The sequence below is a fragment of the Pseudomonas synxantha genome (assembly GCF_900105675.1).
GTDB lineage: Bacteria > Pseudomonadota > Gammaproteobacteria > Pseudomonadales > Pseudomonadaceae > Aquipseudomonas > Aquipseudomonas synxantha.
The window spans coordinates 2,581,914-2,603,211 of the sequence record NZ_LT629786.1; the positions used below are offsets into that span (position 1 = coordinate 2,581,914).

19 protein-coding genes are annotated in these 21,298 nt (G+C 60.6%); 10 read left to right on the forward strand and 9 right to left on the reverse strand.

Going from position 1 to position 21,298, the window contains the following annotated elements:
• Nucleotide 1 precedes the first annotated feature (1 nt).
• Nucleotides 2–454, reverse strand: a complete 453-nt coding sequence (gene rnhA, locus BLU48_RS12140) for a ribonuclease HI (protein ID WP_003173571.1) — start codon at nucleotides 452–454, stop codon at nucleotides 2–4.
• An 85-nt stretch (nucleotides 455–539) separates the two neighbouring features.
• Nucleotides 540–1,298, reverse strand: a complete 759-nt coding sequence (locus tag BLU48_RS12145; protein ID WP_057011155.1) for a class I SAM-dependent methyltransferase — start codon at nucleotides 1,296–1,298, stop codon at nucleotides 540–542.
• A gap of 65 nt (nucleotides 1,299–1,363) precedes the next feature.
• On the opposite strand from BLU48_RS12145, the gene gloB reads away from it, so the two are divergent.
• From gloB to BLU48_RS12190, 9 genes are all read left to right on the forward strand, one after another.
• A complete protein-coding gene (gloB, locus tag BLU48_RS12150) occupies nucleotides 1,364–2,131 on the forward strand; it encodes a hydroxyacylglutathione hydrolase (protein ID WP_057022537.1) in 768 nt (255 codons plus the stop codon).
• Nucleotides 2,132–2,229: 98 nt separating this feature from the next.
• Complete coding sequence (locus BLU48_RS12155; RefSeq protein ID WP_057011157.1) at nucleotides 2,230–3,630, forward strand: transglycosylase SLT domain-containing protein; 1,401 nt, start codon at nucleotides 2,230–2,232, stop codon at nucleotides 3,628–3,630.
• Between the two features lie 207 nt (nucleotides 3,631–3,837).
• Nucleotides 3,838–5,673 carry an extracellular solute-binding protein gene (locus BLU48_RS12160; protein ID WP_057022538.1) on the forward strand — a complete coding sequence of 612 codons (1,836 nt, stop codon included), beginning with the start codon at nucleotides 3,838–3,840 and terminating at the stop codon, nucleotides 5,671–5,673.
• A complete protein-coding gene (locus BLU48_RS12165) occupies nucleotides 5,670–7,508 on the forward strand; it encodes an extracellular solute-binding protein (protein ID WP_057022539.1) in 1,839 nt (612 codons plus the stop codon). The genes BLU48_RS12160 and BLU48_RS12165 overlap by 4 nt, the downstream gene beginning before the upstream one ends.
• A complete protein-coding gene (locus BLU48_RS12170) occupies nucleotides 7,509–8,582 on the forward strand; it encodes a microcin C ABC transporter permease YejB (RefSeq protein WP_046072314.1) in 1,074 nt (357 codons plus the stop codon). It abuts the gene before it with no gap.
• Between the two features lies 1 nt (nucleotide 8,583).
• Nucleotides 8,584–9,603, forward strand: a complete 1,020-nt coding sequence (locus BLU48_RS12175; protein WP_057022540.1) for an ABC transporter permease — start codon at nucleotides 8,584–8,586, stop codon at nucleotides 9,601–9,603.
• Between the two features lies 1 nt (nucleotide 9,604).
• Nucleotides 9,605–11,206 (forward strand): ABC transporter ATP-binding protein, encoded by a 1,602-nt coding sequence (locus BLU48_RS12180; protein ID WP_057022541.1) that lies wholly within the window; start codon nucleotides 9,605–9,607, stop codon nucleotides 11,204–11,206.
• A gap of 217 nt (nucleotides 11,207–11,423) precedes the next feature.
• On the forward strand, nucleotides 11,424–14,912 hold the full coding sequence (locus BLU48_RS12185; RefSeq protein WP_057022542.1) for a hypothetical protein: 3,489 nt from the start codon (nucleotides 11,424–11,426) through the stop codon (nucleotides 14,910–14,912).
• A gap of 69 nt (nucleotides 14,913–14,981) precedes the next feature.
• Nucleotides 14,982–15,857: a helix-turn-helix transcriptional regulator gene (locus BLU48_RS12190; RefSeq protein WP_057022543.1), complete on the forward strand. Its 876-nt coding sequence runs from the start codon at nucleotides 14,982–14,984 to the stop codon at nucleotides 15,855–15,857.
• On the opposite strand, the gene BLU48_RS12195 is transcribed toward BLU48_RS12190, so the two are convergent.
• The 3 genes from BLU48_RS12195 to BLU48_RS12205 form a co-directional block, all read right to left on the reverse strand.
• Complete coding sequence (locus tag BLU48_RS12195; RefSeq protein WP_057022544.1) at nucleotides 15,799–16,386, reverse strand: LysE family translocator; 588 nt, start codon at nucleotides 16,384–16,386, stop codon at nucleotides 15,799–15,801. The two genes, BLU48_RS12190 and BLU48_RS12195, sit on opposite strands and share 59 nt — an antisense overlap.
• A gap of 117 nt (nucleotides 16,387–16,503) precedes the next feature.
• On the reverse strand, nucleotides 16,504–17,133 hold the full coding sequence (locus BLU48_RS12200; protein ID WP_057022545.1) for a ribonuclease T2 family protein: 630 nt from the start codon (nucleotides 17,131–17,133) through the stop codon (nucleotides 16,504–16,506).
• Nucleotides 17,134–17,179: 46 nt separating this feature from the next.
• Nucleotides 17,180–18,157, reverse strand: coding sequence for a Gfo/Idh/MocA family protein (locus BLU48_RS12205; RefSeq protein ID WP_057022546.1), 978 nt, complete (start codon nucleotides 18,155–18,157; stop codon nucleotides 17,180–17,182).
• 128 nt (nucleotides 18,158–18,285) lie between these two features.
• Here BLU48_RS12205 and BLU48_RS12210 point away from each other — a divergent pair, with 128 nt between their 5' ends.
• The gene (locus tag BLU48_RS12210; protein ID WP_057022694.1) at nucleotides 18,286–18,648 is read left to right on the forward strand and encodes an NUDIX hydrolase; all 363 of its coding nucleotides are present in this window, start codon (nucleotides 18,286–18,288) and stop codon (nucleotides 18,646–18,648) included.
• A 303-nt stretch (nucleotides 18,649–18,951) separates the two neighbouring features.
• On the opposite strand, the gene BLU48_RS12215 is transcribed toward BLU48_RS12210, so the two are convergent.
• From BLU48_RS12215 to BLU48_RS12230, 4 genes are all read right to left on the reverse strand, one after another.
• Nucleotides 18,952–19,212 carry a hypothetical protein gene (locus tag BLU48_RS12215; RefSeq protein ID WP_057022547.1) on the reverse strand — a complete coding sequence of 87 codons (261 nt, stop codon included), beginning with the start codon at nucleotides 19,210–19,212 and terminating at the stop codon, nucleotides 18,952–18,954.
• A gap of 3 nt (nucleotides 19,213–19,215) precedes the next feature.
• Complete coding sequence (locus tag BLU48_RS12220) at nucleotides 19,216–19,662, reverse strand: GNAT family N-acetyltransferase (RefSeq protein WP_057022548.1); 447 nt, start codon at nucleotides 19,660–19,662, stop codon at nucleotides 19,216–19,218.
• A gap of 89 nt (nucleotides 19,663–19,751) precedes the next feature.
• Nucleotides 19,752–20,081, reverse strand: a complete 330-nt coding sequence (locus BLU48_RS12225; RefSeq protein WP_057022695.1) for a hypothetical protein — start codon at nucleotides 20,079–20,081, stop codon at nucleotides 19,752–19,754.
• A 120-nt stretch (nucleotides 20,082–20,201) separates the two neighbouring features.
• Nucleotides 20,202–21,275, reverse strand: coding sequence for a class I SAM-dependent methyltransferase (locus tag BLU48_RS12230; protein ID WP_057022549.1), 1,074 nt, complete (start codon nucleotides 21,273–21,275; stop codon nucleotides 20,202–20,204).
• Between the last annotated feature and the right edge of the window lie 23 nt (nucleotides 21,276–21,298).

Here is a 21,298-nt window from a genome sequence, read left to right on the forward strand (position 1 = left end):
TTCAGCTCTGCTTGTAGCCGCGTACTTCGTCCACCCCACGGTTGGCCAACTGGTCGGCGCGCTCGTTGCCAGGGTGGCCGATGTGCCCACGCACCCATTTCCAGGTGATGTCGTGACGGTTGCATTGCTCGTCGAGCAATTGCCACAGGTCGGCGTTCTTGACCGGCTCCTTGGCCGCAGTCTTCCAGCCGCGTTTTTTCCAGTTGACCATCCACTCGTTGATGCCCTTCATCACATATTGCGAGTCGGTCACCAGCAGGACATTGCAACGACGCTTGAGCTCTTCGAGGCCGCGAATGGCGCCCATCAGTTCCATGCGGTTATTGGTGGTGTTGGCTTCGCCGCCCCACAGTTCCTTCTCCACGCCCTTGCACACCAGCAGGGCACCCCAGCCACCCGGGCCGGGGTTGCCCTTGCAGGCGCCGTCGGTGAAGAGTTCTACGCTATCGGTCATCGGTTGCATCCATCAAGACGGGCTGGCGGTAATGGACCGACAGTATCCCGAGGCCGGGCAGCCCGGCCTGAAATCAATAAAGGGGTTAGGGTTCGCTTTGCTTGCGGTTGACCTTGGCCATCGGCATCGGTACCAGCTTGCCCATGGGTTGGCGCAGTACCTGGCGCACCGGCCGCAGCCCGACCACGATCTTGCGCGCCACCAATAAATAGAAGCCGCCACCCGAGAGTTGCCAGGCCCCCGCCCGGCGTTCCCAACCGGCCAGGCGGCCTTGCCACTTGGCCGTCGCCAGCGGCGGACGATAGCACCCGAAGCGGCGTTTCTCCAGCGCAAAGCCCAGCAGGTTCAGCCAGTCACCTACCCGCGACGGCGAGATGCAGCGCGCCTGGCGCAGGCCGTCATGGGCGAACACACGGCGCAGGCCCCAACTGCTCCAGGGGTTGATGCCGACAATCAGCAAATGGCCACCAGGGCGCACGCTGCTCGCCGCTTCGCGCAGCAAGCCATGGGGCGACAGGCAAAAATCCAGCCCATGCTGCAGCACCACCACATCGGCGGCGTGCTCGCTCAAGGGCCAGGCCTGTTCCTCGCAGACGATTTCCACCCCCGGCAGCGGCGCGCCCAAGCGCACATTGCGTTGCACCTGGGGTGCCGATGGCGGGGTTTCGGCCGACGGCCCGTAATGCACCAGGTAGCCACCAAAGAACCGGCCCAGTTCGTCATCGAGCATGCGTCGTTCTTCATCCAGCAGAAATTGCCCAATCGGCCCGGACAACCATTCGCGGGCCGCACTGATCAGGGCCAGCCACTCAGGATCGGCCTGGGCGAACGCTTTATCGGTCATTGCATTCTCCAACTCGCCTAGACGTTCTAAGATGCACCAATGTGTTCAGCTTGGCGAATCGAAGAATGATACAGATCAGTGCCCTACCCGCCTTCACCGACAACTACATCTGGTTGTTGCAAGACCCCGCCACCCGGCGCTGCGTCGTGGTCGACCCGGGCGATGCCGCGCCAGTGCTGGCCTGGCTCCAGCAGAACGCGGAGTGGACCCTCAGCGACATTCTGGTCACCCACCATCACCATGATCACGTGGGCGGCGTCGAGCAACTGAAACGGCTGACCGGCGCCAAGGTCTACGGCCCGGCCAACGAAAAGATCCCGGCGCGGGACGTGGCGCTGCAGGACAATGACCGTATCAACGTGCTGGGCTGGGACTTCGACGTCTACGCCGTGCCGGGGCATACCCTGGGCCATATCGCCTTTTATCACGAAGGGGTGCTGTTGTGTGGCGATACCTTGTTCGCCGCCGGTTGCGGGCGCCTGTTCGAGGGCACGCCGGAGCAGATGCATGCCTCCCTGGAACGCCTGGCCGCCCTGCCGGCCGATACGCTGGTGTATTGCACCCATGAATACACACAAAGCAATCTCAAGTTTGCCCAGGCCGTGGAACCCCACAACGCCGACATTGCCGAACGAGTAGAGAACGTTGCTCGACTGCGGGCTCGCGGCGAGATGACGCTGCCTTCCAATCTGGCCCTGGAAAAACGTACCAACCCTTTCCTGCGTACCGCTGAAACATCCGTTAAACAAAAAGCGGACGAACGGAATGGCCGCGGCAACCGCTCTGGGGCCGAGGTGTTTGCTAGCTTGAGGGCTTGGAAAGATAAGTTCTAAGAGGACGTATTCTGATACGTAATTTCTGAATGGTTGACCGGAACCGAAGCGCTTTCTAGAATCGCCCGACATTTTTGCCCGGAACTTACTTCCAGCCAATGTCGTCATCTATTCGTAAATCCATTTCTTCAGACGCATTGACCCGCCTGGCTCAAGCCGTGGCGGTGGCTGTCTCCGCGACTCTGGCGGGCTGCCAATCGACCCATTACGCTGCACAATCCACCGTGCAACCCAAACCCAATCTTGCTGCCAAGATCAAGCAAAAACCTATTTGGCTATCAGAGAAGCCTAGCCCCGAAGTGCCCCAGGATGTCTGGGAACGCATGCGTCGGGGCTTTCAATTGCAGGACGGCGTCGGCGTCAACCCGCGCATCGAGCAACAGCGCCTGTGGTTCGCCAGCAACCCGTCCTTCCTCGAGAACGCCGGCGAACGCGGCAGCCTCTACATTCATTACATCGTCGAACGCCTTGAAGAACGCAACATGCCCCTGGAGCTGGCGCTGCTGCCAGTGATTGAAAGTGCCTACAACCCAATGGCCTATTCGCGCAGCGATGCAGTCGGCTTGTGGCAGTTCATTCCCTCCACAGGGCGCTACTTCAACCTGCGCCAGACCCGTGCCTACGACGGCCGTCGCGACATTACCGCCTCCACCACCGCCGCCCTGGACTACCTGACGCGTCTGCATGACATGTTCAACGGCGACTGGCTGCTGGCCCTGGCGGCCTATAACGCCGGTGAGGGCACGGTCAGCCGGGCCATCGAGCGCAACGAAAAGCTCGGCCTGCCCACCGATTACTGGAACCTGCCCCTGCCCCAGGAAACCAAGGACTACGTGCCCAAGTTCCTGGCCCTGTCCCAGGTGGTACTGGCGCCTGAGGCCTACGGTGTCAACCTGAACCCGATTGCCAACACGCCGTACTTCGAAGTGGTTGAAGTCAAGCAGAGCATGGACCTGTCAAGGGTTGCCGCGCTGGCCGAGATCGACGAAGACGAACTGTTCCAGCTCAACCCGGCCTTGAAGCAGCGCACCACCCTGGACGGCCCCCAGCATTTGCTGGTGCCGACGTCCAAGGCCCAGTTGCTGACCAGCACCCTTTCGACGATGAAGCCCGAAGAATTGCTGAGTATGCGTCCGAAAAAGCCGGTGTTCGACGAAGTCGAGACCAAGTCGGTGGCCGGGCGCACCCGCAGCTACAAGGTGCGCAGTGGCGACAACCTCACCTTGATCGCCAAGGCCAACAAGGTCGATGTGCATGACCTGCAACGCTGGAACAAGCTCAACGGCCAGGCCCTCAAGGTCGGCCAGACCCTGGTGATGCAGGACACTCGTAAAGCCGCGGCGAAAAAACCGGTGCAGTACAAGGTCAAGAAAGGCGACTCGCTGTACATGGTCGCCAAGCGCTTCAACGTCGAGATGCAACATCTCAAGCGTTGGAACCCGCGCACCGGCCAGGCCTTGAAGCCTGGGCAGATGCTGGTCGTTTCCGGGCCAAGATAAAGCCTCAAGAACACCGGGAGGCTCATGTGGGAGGGGGCTTGCTCCCGATAGCAGTGGGTCAGTCAGCCTGGTATTGACTGACACACCGCTATCGGGAGGCTCCCTCCCACATTGAGTCTCCAGTGCTCTCAGCAGCCTTTTTCCAACCGGAACAAGCTGTTACTGTACCGATCATAAAGCCCAAGCCGCCTGGATCGGATCTCTGACTTGAAGCGTCCTCTCCTTCTACTAATAAGTCTGGCCTTGAGCTTTGCGGCGAACGCGACGATTACCGAGAGCCACGGTTACGCGCAGTTCGGCTCACTCAAGTACCCGGCCAAATTCACCCATTACGATTGGGTAAATCCTGCAGCGCCCAAAGGCGGAACCCTGCGGATCATGGGATTTGGCACCTTCGATACCCTCAACCCTTATACTTTCAAGGGTACCAGCCCGGTGGCCACCGGCAATTTCCTGCAATACGGCGTCAATGAGCTGAACGAACCCTTGATGGTCGGCACCGGCCAATACGCGCCATCCGGCGACGAGCCCACCTCCAGCTACGGCCTGATTGCCCAGTCAGTGGAATACAGCGAAGACCGCAGCTGGGTGGTCTTCAACTTGCGCCCCGAGGCGCGCTTTCACGATGGCAAGCCGATCACTGCCGATGACGTGGCATTTTCCTATCGCACCCTGCTGACCGAAGGCCACCCCCAATACCGCACCAACCTGCAGGAAGTGGCGCGGGTGGATATCCTCAACCGGCACCGCATCCGCTTTGTATTCAAGCGTGCCGGCAACCCATTGCTGATCCTGCGCCTGGGCGAGCTTCCGGTGCTGCCCATGCACTACTGGAAGAACCGCGATTTCAAGGCCACCACCTTCGAGCCGCCGCTGGGCAGCGGGCCTTATCGCATCACCAAGGTCACCCCTGGCCGGCAACTGGTGTTCGAGCGGGTCAAGGATTACTGGGGCAAGGACCTGCCGGTCAACCGCGGCTTCTATAACTACGACAAAGTCGAAGTGGAGTTCTATCGCGACAGCGACGTGGCCTTTGAAGCCTTCAAGGCCGGCGAATTCGACATCTATATCGAACACCAGGCCAAGAACTGGGCCACGGGCTACAACTTCCCGGCGGTCAATCGCGGTGACGTGATCAAGGCGCAGATTGCCCATCAGATTCCCACCCAGAGCCAGGGGCTGTTCATGAACACCCGGCGTCCCGCGTTCAGCCAGGCCAAGGTGCGCGAAGCCCTGGGGTTGATGTTCGATTTCGAATGGACCAACCGCACCCTGTTCAGCAACGCCTATAAGCGTTCGGTGAGCTATTACCCCAATAGCGAATTCTCGGCCAGCGGCCTGCCGACCGGGCATGAGTGGTTGATGCTTTCCCCTTACCGCGACCAATTGCCAGCCGCCCTCTTCACCCAACCCTTCAACCTGCCGCAAACCGACGGTCGCGGCATCCCCCGCGACACCCTGCGCCGCGCCCTGGCCTTGCTCGGCGACGCCGGCTGGAAGCTGTCGGGACAAGGGCAGCGCCTGCTCAACAAGGACGGGCAACCGTTGCGCCTGGAGATCCTGTTGGTCAACCCGAACCTGGAGCGCATCCTGCAACCTTATGTCGAAAATCTGACCCGCATCGGCATCGACGCCCGCTTGCGCACGGTCGACCGTGCACAGTACAAACAGCGCCTCGATCAATTCGATTTCGACATGATTCTGATGACCCTCAACCAGACCTTAAGCCCCGGTCTTGAACAGTGGCAGTACTTCCACTCCAGCCAGGCCGCGATCAAGGGCAGCAAGAATTACGCGGGTATCGCCAACCCGGTGGTCGATCACCTGCTGGACCAACTGCTGGCGGCGCAGACCCGCGAAGAACAACTGGCCGCCGGCCGTGCCCTGGACCGTGTGCTGCTGTGGCAGCACTACAGCATTCCCAACTGGTACCTCAACTATCATCGCCTGGCGTACCGCAACCGGTTCGCCTTCGTCACCACGCCGCCCTATAGCCTGGGCCTGAGCGCGTGGTGGCTGAAAGCTTCGGAGAAAGCCCAATGATGTCTTTGCGTACTACCCTGCTCGCCAGCCTGTTGCTGTGCACCGCGGCCCAAGCCGCCCCGCAACATGCGCTGACCCTCTACAACGAGCCACCCAAGTACCCCGCCGACTTCAAGCATTTTGACTACGTAAACCCCGACGCCCCCAAGGGCGGCACCTTCCGTGAATCGGCCATGGGCGGTTTCGACAGCCTCAACCTCTACATCAGCAAGGGCGTGCCGGCGGATAACCTGCAGTTGATCTACGACACCCTGGCCGTGCAAAGCCTGGATGAGCCCATTACCGAATACGGCCTGGTGGCCGGCAAGATCGAAAAGGCCCCGGACAACAGCTGGGTGCGTTTCTACCTGCGCCCCGAGGCGCGCTTCCACGATGGCCACCCGATCCGCGCCGAAGACGTGGTATTCACCTTCCAGACCCTGATCAAGGACGGCAACCCGCTGTACCGCAACTACTACGCCGACGTCGATGAAGTGGTGGCCGAAGACCCGCTACGTGTGTTGTTCAAGTTCAAGCGTACCAACAACCGTGAATTGCCGCTGATCCTCGGGCAATTGCCGGTACTGCCCAAGCACTGGTGGGCGACCCGCGATTTTTCCAAGGGCAACCTGGAAATTCCCCTGGGCAGCGGGCCGTACCAGGTGGCAGAGGTCAAGCCCGGACGCATGATCCGCTACGAGCGGGTCAAGGACTACTGGGCCAAGGACCTGCCGGTGACCAAGGGCTTCTACAATTTCGATACCCGCATTACCGACTACTACCGCGACAGTACCGTGTCCCTGGAGGCCTTGAAGGCCGGGCAGTTCGACTACTGGCTGGAGTTCAGCGCGAAGAACTGGGCCAATGCCTACAATATTCCGGCAGTGACCCAGGGCCGCTTGATCAAGGAAGAAATCCCCAACGGCAATCCCACCGGGATGCAGGGCTTCGTGTTCAACACACGCAAGCCGATGTTCCAGGATGTAAGGGTGCGCAAGGCCATCAGCCTGTTGCTGGATTTCGAATGGAGCAACAAGCAGCTGTTCAATGGCGCCTACACCCGCACGCGCAGCTACTTTGAAAATTCGGAAATGGCCGCCACCGGTTTACCCGGCCCGGATGAGCTGGCGATCCTTGAACCCTTGCGCGACAAGATCCCTGCCGAAGTCTTCACCCAGGCTTTCGAGCCGTCCAGAACCGACGGCAGCGGCATGATCCGCACCCAGCAGCGCGAGGCTTACCAACTGCTGCAAGAGGCCGGCTGGAAGATCGTCGATGACAAGATGGTCGACACCACCGGCAAGCCGGTGACCATCGAGTTCCTGCTGGCCCAGACCGAGTTCGAACGCATCCTGCTGCCGTTCAAGCGCAACCTGGCGGACCTGGGCATCGATCTGGTGATTCGTCGGGTGGATGTCTCGCAGTTCATTAACCGTCTGCGCTCGCGGGACTTCGACATGCTGGTGGGCAGCTTTCCGCAATCCACTTCGCCGGGTAACGAACAGCGCGAATTCTGGAAATCCTCCAGCGCCGACAAGCCCGGCAGTCGCAACTACATGGGCCTCAAGGACCCCGCCGTCGACCAGTTGGTGGAAGAGCTGATCGACGCCGGTTCGCGCCAAAGCCTGATAGCCCACGCCAGGGCGCTGGATCGCGTACTCCAGTTTGGTTACTACGTAATTCCCAACTGGCACATCAAGACCTTCCGCGTGGCGTACTGGGACCATTTGGGCCATCCGAAGGTCTCACCACGCTACGACGTGGGCACGGCCACCTGGTGGGCCAAACCCGACGTCAAACCGGCGGTCTCCCTGGACACCACGCAAAACGCCGATACGGCGAGCGGAGGCAATTGAATGCTGGCCTATATTGTTCGCCGCCTGTTGCTGATCATCCCCACGCTGTTCGGGATCTTGCTGATCAACTTCGTCATTATCCAGGCGGCCCCCGGGGGCCCAGTGGAGCAGATGATCGCCAAGCTCGAAGGTTTTGACGGCGCCACCAGCCGCATCGCCGGCGGCGGTGCCGAAGTCGCGGTGGCCGGTTCCAGCTACCGTGGTGCCCAGGGCCTGGACCCGGCGCTGATCCAGGAAATCGAAAAGATGTACGGCTTCGACAAATCGGCGCCGGAACGTTTGTGGATCATGGTCAAGAACTACGCCCAGCTGGATTTCGGCGACAGCTTCTTCCGTGACGCCAAGGTCATCGACCTGATCAAGGAAAAGATGCCGGTGTCCATCTCCCTCGGGCTATGGAGCACCCTGATCATGTACCTGGTGTCGATCCCCCTGGGGATCGCCAAGGCTACACGCCACGGTAGCCACTTCGATGTGTGGACCAGCTCGGCGATCATCGTCGGCTATGCGATCCCGGCGTTCCTGTTTGCAATCCTGCTGATCGTAGTGTTTGCCGGAGGCAGCTACCTGGACTGGTTCCCGTTGCGCGGCCTGACCTCCAACAACTTCGATGAGTTGAGTTGGAGCGGCAAGATCCTCGATTACTTCTGGCACCTGGCGCTGCCTGTCACCGCGCTGGTGATCGGCAACTTCGCAACCATGACCCTGCTGACCAAAAACAGCTTTCTTGACGAGATCAACAAGCAATACGTGGTCACCGCCAAGGCCAAGGGGTTGACCAACCACCGCGTGCTCTATGGCCACGTGTTCCGCAACGCCATGCTGCTGGTAATCGCCGGTTTCCCTTCGGCCTTCATCGGCATCTTCTTTACCGGCTCGTTGCTGGTGGAAGTGATCTTCTCCCTCGACGGCCTGGGCCTGATGAGCTTTGAAGCGGCGATCAACCGCGATTATCCGGTGGTGTTCGGCACGCTGTTTATCTTCACCCTGCTGGGGCTGGTCGTGAAACTGATCGGTGACCTCACCTATACCCTGGTCGATCCGCGTATCGACTTCGCCAGCCGGGAGCATTGAGATGAACCTGTCCCCCCTCAATCGCCGCCGGTTCGAGCGGTTCAAGGCCAACAAGCGTGGCTGGTGGTCGCTGTGGCTGTTCCTGGTCCTGTTCGTACTGAGCCTGGGCGCCGAGTTGATCGCCAACGATAAGCCCCTGGCCGTACACTTCGATGGCGGCTGGTACTTCCCGGCGCTCAAGCGCTACCCGGAGACCACCTTCGGCGGCGAGTTCCCCCTGGAAGCCAACTACAAGAGCCCGTACATCCAGGAGTTACTCAAGGCCAAGGACGCCTGGACGCTCTGGGCGCCAATCCCGTTCAGCTACCAAAGCATCAACTACGACCTGAAGGTCCCCGCCCCCGCGCCCCCCTCGAGCACCAACCTGCTGGGCACCGATGATCAGGGCCGTGATGTGCTGGCGCGAGTAATCTATGGTTTTCGCGTATCGGTGCTGTTTGCCCTGACCCTGACCGTGCTCAGTTCGATCATCGGCGTGATTGCCGGTGCCTTGCAGGGCTTCTACGGCGGCTGGGTCGACCTGGCCGGCCAGCGCTTTCTGGAGATCTGGTCGGGGCTGCCGGTGCTCTACCTGCTGATAATCCTCGCCAGCTTCGTGCAGCCCAACTTCTGGTGGCTGCTGGGGATCATGCTGTTGTTTTCGTGGATGAGCCTGGTGGACGTGGTGCGTGCCGAGTTCCTGCGTGGGCGCAACCTCGAATACGTGCGTGCGGCACGGGCGTTGGGCATGCAGAACGGCGCGATCATGTTCCGTCATATCCTGCCCAATGCGATGGTCTCGACCATGACCTTCCTGCCGTTCATCCTCACCGGCGCCATCGGCACCCTCACCGCCCTGGACTTCCTTGGCTTTGGCCTGCCGGCCGGTTCGCCATCACTGGGTGAGCTGGTGGCCCAGGGCAAATCCAACCTGCAGGCGCCGTGGCTGGGCATGAGTGCCTTCGCGGTACTGGCGATCATGTTGAGTTTGCTGGTGTTTATCGGCGAGTCCGCTCGCGATGCGTTCGACCCGAGGAAATGAGATGACTCAGGACAATCTGATCGAAATCCGCGACCTGAGTGTCGAGTTCGTCACGGGTGAGCAACACCATCGCGTGGTCAATCACGTCAGCTTCGACATCAAGCGTGGCGAAACCCTGGCGTTGGTAGGTGAAAGCGGTTCCGGCAAATCGGTGACGGCCCATTCGATCCTGCGCCTGCTGCCCTACCCGTTGGCAAGGCACCCGTCCGGCACCATCGAATATGCCGGGCAAGACCTGCTGACCCTGAAAGAAAAAACCCTGCGGCATATTCGCGGCAACCGTATCGCAATGATCTTCCAGGAGCCGATGACCTCGTTGAATCCGTTGCATTGCATCGAGAAACAGATCAACGAAGTGCTCGGCTTGCACAAGGGCCTCACCGGTAAGGTCGCCACCCTGCGCACCCTGGAGTTGCTGGAACTGGTGGGCATCCCCGAGCCGCACAAGCGCCTAAAGGCCCTGCCCCACGAATTGTCCGGCGGCCAGCGCCAGCGGGTGATGATCGCCATGGCCCTGGCCAACGAGCCGGAACTGCTGATTGCCGATGAGCCGACCACGGCCCTCGACGTCACTGTGCAGTTGAAGATCCTCGAACTACTAAAGGAGTTGCAGGCCCGGCTGGGCATGGCGCTGCTGCTGATCAGCCACGACCTCAACCTGGTGCGACGCATCGCCCACCGCGTGTGCGTGATGCAACAGGGCTGCATCGTCGAGCAGGCCGATTGCGAGACGCTGTTCCAGTCACCCCAGCATCCCTACACCCAGGAGTTGCTGGCGGCGGAGCCCAGCGGTGGGCCGGCCAACAACGCGGTAGGGCCAGCGTTGTTGGAAGTCGACAACCTGAAAGTCTGGTTTCCGATCAAGAAAGGTTTCTTGCGCAACACCGTCGACTACGTCAAGGCCGTGGACGGGATCAACTTCAGCCTGCCCCAGGGGCAGACCCTGGGCATTGTGGGTGAAAGCGGCTCGGGCAAGTCCACCCTGGGACTGGCCATCTTGCGCTTGATCGGCAGCCAAGGCGGGATTCGCTTCGAAGGCCAGCAACTGGACAAGCTCAGCCAGCAACAGGTGCGCCCATTGCGCCGGGAAATGCAGGTGGTGTTCCAGGATCCGTTCGGCAGCCTGAGCCCACGTATGTGCGTCAGCGAGATCGTCGGCGAGGGCCTGCGCATCCACAAGATGGGCACACCTGCCGAGCAGGAAGCAGCGATCATCGCGGCGCTCAAGGAGGTGGGCCTGGATCCCGAATCCCGCCATCGTTACCCCCATGAATTCTCCGGCGGCCAACGCCAGCGCATCGCCATCGCCCGCGCCCTGGTGCTCAAGCCGCGCCTGATCCTGCTGGACGAACCCACCTCGGCCCTGGACCGCACGGTACAACGCCAGGTGGTGGAATTGCTGCGCGGCCTGCAGGCCAAGTACAACCTGACCTACCTGTTTATCAGCCATGACCTGGCGGTGGTGAACGCGCTGAGTCACCAGTTGATGGTGGTCAAGCAAGGCCAGGTGGTGGAGCAAGGTGATGCGCGAGATATTTTTGCTGCCCCGCAGCACGCCTACACGCGGCAGTTGCTCAAGGCGGCCTTCCTCGTGCCTGCCTGACGGAACACGGGGCGAAATATGGCAATGGCTTGCTCTCTTATTTGGGAGGGGGCTTGCCCCCGTCAGTTGGATACTCAGCGGCTGCCAGGCCGCCCCACGCCGCGATGGCGGGCAGCCCTGGCTGATACAAGCCACGGCCTTACCGGAAGCCCCCGCTACTGGGACGCCGACCGCCCATGTGAACATCCGGGTTTACCCTCAACCCGGAACCGCATTCATGGAAGACTTTCGCACCCTCGCCCTGACCTGGGACGCCTTGCCCAGCGATACCGCCTTGCCGGTCACGCTCAAACCTTCGACGAACTTTGTGAGTGAACGCCAGGCCCTGCGCATGGAGGGTGACCGCAGCCTGATCGAACAATTGACCGGCGTGCTTGCCATTGCGGCGAGCCAGGCCCTGGCGCCACCTTCGCAGCCGGTGACGATTGCCGCTGGCTCCTTACTGGGCCAATGGAGCGCAGCCTTCGGCAAAGCCATCAACGGCAAGGCATTCAGGGCCTGGGTCGATGCCCTGGAAGGCTTTGATCACGAGAGCCTGCGGGTCCACAACAGCACCCTGAGTGCCACCGTGGGCGGCCAGCACAGAGTCTTCAAGCTGGCCGACGCGTCCGGCTGGTGGATGCACGCCAACCCGATTATTTTCATCAGCCAACTGATCGACCCGATTGAACTGGGCATGCCCCCTATCGACCCACAGCCGCAAGCGCAAGCCCTGACGCTGCCGTTGAACATGGCGCTGGCCTTCCATGGTTTACCGATGCCGGCCAACCATTTACAGGCCGGGACGATTGTCGAAGAGCTGGAAGCCTTGGGTGGTTTTCCTGGGTTTGACGACAACGGGCGCAGCAAGTCGGTGATCTACGCTGAATTAACCGAGCAGGCCCGGGACCGCCAACAACTGGCCGATGCCCTGGAGCGGCTTGCTCAGGACAGCGAAGCTTTTTCGGCCCTGGATATTTACCGCACCCGCCTGCAATTGAAGTCCGATTCGCGACTGGCCAGGACCTTGAAGGATGCAGCGGGCCTGCTGCAGGCGATCATGGACGAAAACGACCTGAGCGCGACCACGGGCACATTGGCTTGCGTGTACTTCGACTGCCAGCGCCAACAGCTGGCAGTACCCACAGCCGGCGATGAGCAGGCGTTGAGCTTTCTCGTCCCGGCCAATCGCGATGAGCGCTGGAACAAACTGCTGTCATTCGGCAACCAGTTGGGCATTGATCTTTACCCGGACCACAGCCTCAGCGTCGCCGCGGCCTTGCAGGCATACGCCTTCGAACGGCCCTGGAGCGCGTCGGCCATCAATGCCCTGGTCGGGCGCTTGCGCCAGATGCCCGCCCCGACAATACCGGTGGTGCTCAATGCCAGACGTTCCTTTGCTGAGCTGTATCGTTACCAGCAGTATGTCGGCCTGTTGAACGATCGCCATATGTTGCGCACCGCGTTGGCCAAGGTCATCGACGCGGGTGCACTGCAAGGGGCCGACGGCCTTGAGATGCCCTTCAGCGGTGACCCGGATGCGCTCCAGGCCACCGTGAAAAAAGCCCATGGGCAATTGCGCGTGCTGACCGACGACCCTGCCTTCCTGGCCCTGCGTCTTCGCGAACGCATTGATCCCTCCAGCCCTGTGGTACTGAGCGCCGCCGGCAGCCTCGGCGCATCCGACCTGGACGGCAACTGGGCATCCCTGACCGATGCCGTACAGGAACAACCCAGGCTGGCGGCGCTGGTAAGCCAACTGCGGGACGTGGCCGCCAAGGCCGGTGGCTACCTGCGCACCGACACCACCGTCACCCTCGCCCAGGCGTTGAAACTGTATCAATTGAGTCCGCCCCGCACACTGGAAGAAGCCCGCGTCATCCTGCAGCGCCTGGAAGTCAGCCAGCCTCTGGCAGCCAGCGATCGTGCTTGGTGGCGGGCGTTGAAACCGTCGACCGGCTGGCAGCCGACGGCGTGGCAATTGTCGACGCTGGAACGCCAGCAGGTCTTGGACATCAGCCAGGCATTCATGGCGAACAGGGACGGCGCGCTGTTTGAAGCGTTGGGGGAAGCCGGCCTGGCCGGAAAATCGGTGGCCGACGTGCGCGCCGAAGCGGACTTTCTCCTGGTCCGTTTGCTGGCGTCCCCCCTGGCCCAGCAACTGGGCGAGAATCTCTCGAACACCTTGCACTGGCATGGTGGCCATGCGAGTGAGCGCACCGAAAGCGGCAGTCGCAACGCGCTGATCCTGGCGGCATTGATCTTGAGCCTGGATCCCGAGCCGCACCTGCACCCCACCCGCATCAGCTACATCGACTGGCACGATGACTACTACTGGGGTGAGTCCGTGTCTTTCGTCCGCCACCAGATCGAAGTCAGCCTGCAAGGGCTCAGCGCACCGGTAGCAGCCCTCGCCGCCCATCTGCTGCTCTGCGCAAAAAGCCCGCACTTGCTGGTTCGCGACATTCCCGAATCCACACCTTGCCTGAGTTCCCAGGCCTGGGTGCTGTTCCGCCAGTACGTGAGTTATATGGAAAAAGTCGTGACAGGGTCGTCCCGTCAGTTGAGCTACCCGCAGATCATGACCCTGGCCTACCTGAACCCGGAAGGTGGCTGGAAAAGCTTCCTGGCCAGCACCGAAGCGGTCGGCCCGATCCTGGACTGGGCCGAGGCCAACGGCGTGCTGCCTGCCCAGTCACGCAGCGGTGCGCAAGCGTTGAACAGCGCAAGCCAGGCGCTCAACTTCCAACGTGCACGCCTGGCCTCAACGCTGCGGGCGTTTGCCCAGCCCATCGTCACTTTGCGCCAGACCGCCCTGGAGGATCTGCGCAAGGTCTACCCTGACAATGCGTTGCTTGAGACGCGCGTGTTGATGTGGCTGCCGCAAGACTCGCCATTTTCCGAAGAAGGGCGCTTTGAGGATGTGCATACCGGGCCTAAGTATTCCTTCGTCGACCTGCACATGGCCGGCGCCCTGGACACCACCTCTCGCCGTTGGCATTCCTCAAACCCGGCGATCAAATACCGGGAAATGGCCAAGCACTTTCATCTGCTGGGGCGGATCAATACAGTATTTGCCATCGCCTTTGACCTGAAGCTCCAGCAGTTGAAGGCTGCTTATGGAGAATCCATTCGTTATTGGCTGTCGCACCTGACTTTGCCGCGGCGTGAAGCCCTGGAGTATGGCAACGTGCAGTTTTTCAGCGTGAGCCGGCGGGGGCCGCAGGGCTCCACAGAGGTGGGTCGATTCGGTGTGCTGGTGTATGTCGCGTATTTCACTGACCGGCACTTCTATGAATTCTTCCCCAGGCAGGTGCTGATTCGCCCACGACGCGATCTGGATTACTCCCAGGTCATACAAGCTGTCGACAATGCCACCCACCCAGCTTGGATGCGCTTCGACTGGCAAGCGTATGCACGCGGAACCCCACCGGCCAAGGTAGCGCTGACGCTAGTCGATACCGGCCTGGTACTCAACAAGCTCGACCATGATCTGCCCACGGCGGACACCATTCCCGCACCGGACAGCCTGGAGCGGCGCGTTCCTCGCACCTTGGACTCGCCGCGCAGCTATGCGCTGACGCAGGTGATTGTCGAACAGCACCTGCTGCACGACAGCCTGGCCTTGCGTCAACAAGCCAGGTTGCCGATCAGCCTGCAGGCCGCCGCGAGCGGCAGCGACCCCTGGGCCGACTACCTGCGCGGCCTGGCACTTGTACATCGTTGAGGCTTGAACAAACCCGGGTTTTGTATAAGGCTGCTTGCTCGATTGATTGCCACCCGGGAGCGCCTGCCCATGACCGCCGCTACAGCACCGCTTTTCTGGCGTGACGAACGCTTGCCGTTCATTGAGGCGCGGACCATCGCCGACGGGCGCAAGGTCACTTACACCCGGCATGCCCACGAGCATTTTTCCATTGGCGCGATCACCACCGGGCGCAGTTATTACCACTACGGCGCCCAGACCTTCGAGATCAGCGCCGGCACGGTGGTGCTGATGAACCCAGGCGATGTGCATGCGTGCAACCCTATCCATGACCAACCCTGGTCCTATCACATGCTGTACCTCGACACGCCGTGGCTGACCGACCTGCAATACCAGCTGGGTTTCAGCACCGAGCAGGGTTACCGGCCTTTCGATACGCCCCATACCCGTGACACGCGGCTGTACCTCGGCTTGTTGGATCTGTACCGGATACTCCTGGATGAACAGGCCGAAATGCTGCAAAAACAGAGCGCGCTGGTGAGCTATTTCACCGAGGTGCAACAGCGCCTGAATCCGTCGCTGACCCCAGTGCGTGAGGTCAACCACAAGCTGGAACGTGCCGCCGAGTACATCCGCGCCCACTGTACCCTGGCGTTGAGACTCGAAGACATTTGCCAGGCGGCCGAGCTGTCGCCGTCCTATCTGATCCGCGCATTCAAGCAGTATTACGGGTTGACGCCCCACGCGTTCATGGTCAACCGACGCATCCAGTTTGCCCGCAGCCAATTGCGCAATGGTGCACTGATTGCCGATGTCGCCCTGGCCGCAGGCTTTGCCGACCAGGCGCATTTCCAGCGCACCTTCAAACAGCACTTTGCCGCCACGCCGGGGCAGTACCGCGAAAACCTCAAGCCATCAGCAAATAACCCACACTGGCCACCAGCAACGCGGCCATTGAGCGGTTGAACAGGCGCACGCCCCGGGGGTGGCTCAAGTAGCGGCGCAAAAATGTCCCGGCATACGCCCAGCACGCCACCGACAGGTAGCAGATCACCAGGTACAGCGCCGCAAACAACCACACCTGCCCAGCGTCGCCATCAGCCGCAAACAACCCCATGCCTGCCACACAGGCCAGCCAGGCCTTCGGATTAAGCCACTGCATGATTGCGCCGTACAACATCGACGGCGCGGTTGCCGTACCGTCGGCGTCCAGGCGACCATCGTCCACCGCCAGCTTCCAGGCCATGTACAGCAGGAAGGCGACCCCACCCCACTGGATCAGTTGGGTCAGGATCGGCCAGCGCGCCAGCACTTCATGCAGGCCCAGGCCGATCAGCACCAGCAACAAGGTGAAGCCGACGGCGGCGCCGAACACATGCTTCTGGCTGGCGGCAAAACCGAAGCGCGCGCCGCTGCTCAGGGCGACGACATTGACCGGCCCGGGGGTGATGGAAGTGGCCAGGGCAAAGGCGGCCATGGAAATGATCAAGCTCATTGCAGTTCCTTCTTGTGATGCCAAACGAGGTTGAGATCACGGTAACGCGCGCAACGATCAAGGTATTGAACAAAATGCCCCTTTGCCCTGCTCCATACCCACTGCTGGAATTGGCATTCAGCGCTGGGCAGGAATACGAATATCACCGTCTCGGCACTGGCTTTTCACACTGCGCGGGCAACCGGCAAACGCCAGGTCCTTGGTCAGACACACACGCACCTCCGAGAGCACCTTGCCCTTGCAGATCACCGCCAGCCCGTGGTTGCCCATGCGTGGGTTGCTCTCGCGAAACAGCGCTTCGATCTCCTGTGCCGGCAGCGATGGCGGTGTATTGAACGGCTGCAGCTGTTGCGGGATGACCACCACGCCAAGCGCCGTGTCGGTCCTTTGCAGATACTCCAGCGGCTCAAGCCCGCTGCAGGTGCCATGCTTGGCCCACTCATGCTTGAGCAACGCACGGGTCGGAAACAGCGTCGCGCCCTTGTCCATCTCCTCGTCGCTCAGGCGCGACTGCGGCGCACACGAGGCCGGCCAACCACCTCGTGCGTATTGCGGCCACAAGCCGTGCAGCACAAAGCCATAGCCTTTGCCCGAGCATTGTTCATTGCTTGGGTGCGTCAAGCAAAACGTCGGTGACCATGACAGTGACAGCACATAAAAATCAAACTCCCCCGCCCGCCCTTGGTTGCGCGAAGCCGCCGTTGCACCTGTAGCGATCAGCAGCCACAACACCATCCAGTATTTCATCCCGGTATTCCTTTGAAAAAAATGAAGCCTCACGCTATTGCAACGGCTAGGGATGCTGGGAGTAACGCTGTAGCACCTTGTCCAGGATGATATCGGTCTTCAACGCCTCGATCGCCAGCGACGGATGCTCGGCCTCCCCGCGAATATGGGCGTTCATGTTCAGTAGGTGGTGCCACTGGATATGGGCATGACATGGCACTTCCAATACTTCGGTGGTCTCGCCTTCAAGGCGCAGTGGCTGGTCCTCGAACACTGAGAACTGGATGCGCCCCAGGCTACCGATCAACTCGACACGATCCTCACGGCGGTCCGCCACGAAGTTCCAGCAACCCATGCCCAACGCACCGCTGGCAAAGGTCCAGCAGGCGGTTACCGCATCTTCTGCTGCATAGCGTCCGGCCTGTCGCGCGGTATAGCCCGAGACCTCGACAATATCGCCAGCCAGGTACTGGAAAAGATCGAAGCCGTGGCTGGCCAGGTCAGCGAAATAGCCGCCACCGGCAATCGCCGGATCAGTGCGCCAATTGGCGGCGTTGCTGTCAGCCGCAGCAGCCGGCTTGCACAGGGTCCAGGTCAGGTGGCGCAATGCACCGATACGACCTTCCTGCAACCAGGTACGCACTTGCTGGAAGCGGGGCAACGAGCGCCGATAATAGGAAACAAACAGATGCAGCCCGGCGCGTTCGAAGGTGCGCTGCATCAACGCACTCTGTTCGGCATTCAGCGACATGGGTTTTTCGACGCAACAATGCTTGCCGGCCGCCGCCACCATCAAGCTGTATTCAAGGTGGCTGTCGGGCGGCGTGGCGATGTATACCGCATCCACTTCGGGGTCATCGATCAGTGCCTGGGCGTCGGTATAGAAACGGGCAATACCATGTCGCGCCGCATAATCGCGCACTGCATCCAGACGCCGCCCCATCACCGCCACCAGTGCCGAACCTGGCGCTTTATAGAAAGCCGGTCCACTCTTCAACTCAGTGACATTGCCACAGCCGATCATGCCCCAGCGTATGGTCTTCATTGAATGTCCTCGCTCGTATTCGTCAAACCGGCAGTATCCACATACAGGCCCCGGCACGCCATAACCACTTAGCATGACAATTGCATTACACTTTTATGACATTGATTGCGTTGCGGGAGGTACAGGCATTGAAAATACGTGCAACGGTCATTTGCGCACATGAGGAGCATATTCTCTTCGTGCGCAAGGCCCGGTCCAAATGGGCGTTGCCAGGCGGCAAGGTCGAGCCCGACGAGCGCCCGGTCGGCGCGGCGGAACGCGAGTTGGAAGAAGAAACCGGATTAAACGTGGACGGCTTGCTGTATTTACAGGAACTCAAGACCCGCGACACCCTGCACCATGTGTTCGAAGCCTCGGTGGTGAATATCGACCAGGCACGACCCTGCAATGAGATCGTGGACTGCCAGTGGTACGCCTATGGGGCACTGGACGAGCTGGATACCACCGATACCACCCGCCACATCGTCAAATCCTTCCTGCGTCGTCTCTGACGCCAGATGAAATATTCTGAAATTCGTTCCCCAGGTCAAATTGCAGGCAAAAAAAATCCCAAGTAGCTGATGGAAACTTGGGATTTAAAAATGCATAAACCGTGGGAGGTGAACGCCCGACTATAGTAGCGACTGTAAAAACCTGTAACAACAATATTTTAATCCTTTCGTCGGATTACATATTGCGTAAGTCATTCAATAACCACATGTTTTTTAAGGTAAGGAACAATACGAGTGCCACTTTTTGGTGCAAGTAGCGCAGATATTCCTGAAACAATCCCGCTTATAAAAAAGGGTTATTAATCAATCTGACGGCGCCCGCTTGAATAACTGCTCGCTCAGTTGCGCGCACGTTCGACGAAGCTCGTCGTTACGCGAAGAGGTCCCACCCGCGACCCGTTCCAGATGACGACACAGCGCAAGGCGTTCGGCGGCCTCTTCACGCTGGCGGTCTGCCTTGGCGTTGATTTGAACGAAATAGAACCCCAATAGCACCGCGACGCACAGCACGCCAACCGCGAGATAACGCAGGCTGTTGGACGCTGGCGGCTGCGGCGCATCCATGGTCTACCGCGCCCTGCCCTTTTCATAACGAACGTCGTCGCCCTCGACACGGCCCACAACGGACCAGCCCAGGCGCTGGTAGAAGCCATTGGCGCGGATGTCATCGCGCCCGTCGGTGACCAGGTACAGCTTGTCGTGGTGTTCAAACAATGCCGCCTCGGCCAACGCCATCAGCTGGCGCCCCAGCCCAAGGTTTTCATAGGTGGGCAACACGAACATCGCGAACACTTCGCCTTCGGCCAGGTCAACCATGGAAAACCCGGCCGCCTGGCCATCCACTTCCGCGATCCAGGCGCAGGGGGCCGCACTCAGGGTATCGACCAGTACCTGTGGGGTAATGCCAAGGTCGGCCATCTGCTCAAGGCTCAGATGGTTTTGCACCACCGAAGTGCGGATAGCACAAAGCGTGTCAACGTCATCGGCTGTTGCCGCTCGGATAAGCACTTGCATACAGGCCTCCATGAAGAAGTGCGTGATTGTATGCAAATACCTACATTGAGTTTGTCGTGGATTTGTAAGCGCCAGTGCGTGGCACGCAGTTATTTACGCGCCACCTTATACCGCAAACAATCCTGATAAAAGCTCTTGCGAATCGCCTCCGGCTTAAGCCGTGAACGACTGTCATAGGTCTGTTCGGTAATGCCCATGGCCATCATGCGCATCCACGATTTGTTGAACTTGATGCTTTGGATCTTCTGCCGAGCGGCGTACAGCGACACCCCGGAGAGCTTGAGTTCCTGGGCCCTGGCGGCAGTGCCCGCGCCCCAGCTGCACATGTACTTGTCGCCCTCGCGCAATTCCCGGGCCTGCACGGCAGCCACGCCGCCGGCCAGGGAGCAGGCAATCAGCATCATTCCCACAGTGCGCATTTGCATCCTCGCCTAACCACCTGAAAATAAAAGCGATTTTGGCGAGGATTTAGTTACAAAGGGGCCACTAATTTGCCTTACTGTACGAACTTCAGGCAGCCGTCGCAGGCATGGCCCACGTCAGGGCTTGAGTTCGAACAACGCCGGCATCGGCGGCCACTCCGAAGGCACTTTGCGGAAGTGGCTGAACCCGGCCTCTTGCGCCATCTGGCGGGCGCGCTTCTCGCCCATGAACGCTCCCAGGCCTGCCCCGCCATGGGACAGCGAGCAGGTCATGCAATAGAGGGTGCTCTGCGGGTACATCACCCGGCCAAACAGGTTCATGTTCTCGTGCAGCTCTTCGGACAGGTTGAGTTCGACCATCAGGTAGGTGCCGTCTGCGGCCGTGGCTGCGCGCAGGTCCTTGAGCATTTGCTGGGGGTCGGTGGCGTCGTGGATCACCACGAAGGTGGTCACGAAGTCGAATTGCTGGCCGCGCAGCGCATCGGAATCGTTCACCTCGAACTGCACCCGGTCGCCCACGCCGGCCGCCTCGGCGTTGGCCCGCGCCAACTCGATAGAGGGCAAGTGGAAGTCGCAGCCGACAATCCGCGCCTCGGGGTAGGCCTTGGCCATGGTGATCGCCGCCAGGCCGGCGCCGCAGCCGAAGTCGAGCACACTGCCGCCAGTCTTGAGTTTCTCTTCCACGCCGTCCAGGGAGGGGATCCAGTGCTGCACCAGGTAGTGCTTGTACCAGGGCATGGTCATGCGCTCCATGCCTTTCCAGGTCTCCAGCGGGAACGCCTCTTCGGCGCAGCCGCCGCCATTACGGAACGCTTCGATGACCTTGGGCGCCATGCTCACGAACGGCACGCTCAACTGAATGATGCCGCCGGCGAAATACGGCGAGTCTTCATCGGCGAGCACCGGCACGAACTCCGCAGGCATCTGGTAACGGCGGGTGGGCGCGTCGTAGGTCACATAGCTGCCGGTGACCATGCTGCCCAGCCATTCACGCAGGTAGCGGGCGTTGTAGCCGGTCTTCTGCGCCAGCTCCTCCAGGGTCACCGCCTCGCCGTCGGCCAGGGCCTTGAACAAGCCGAGCTGGTCGCCGATATAGAGCATGGCGCCGCGCAGGGTGTTGCCGTAGTCCTCCATGATGCGCGCCGAAAACTGTTGAACCTTGGCTTTATCAACTGCCATAACGTTTGACATGTGTCGCTCCTTGATAAGTCTGT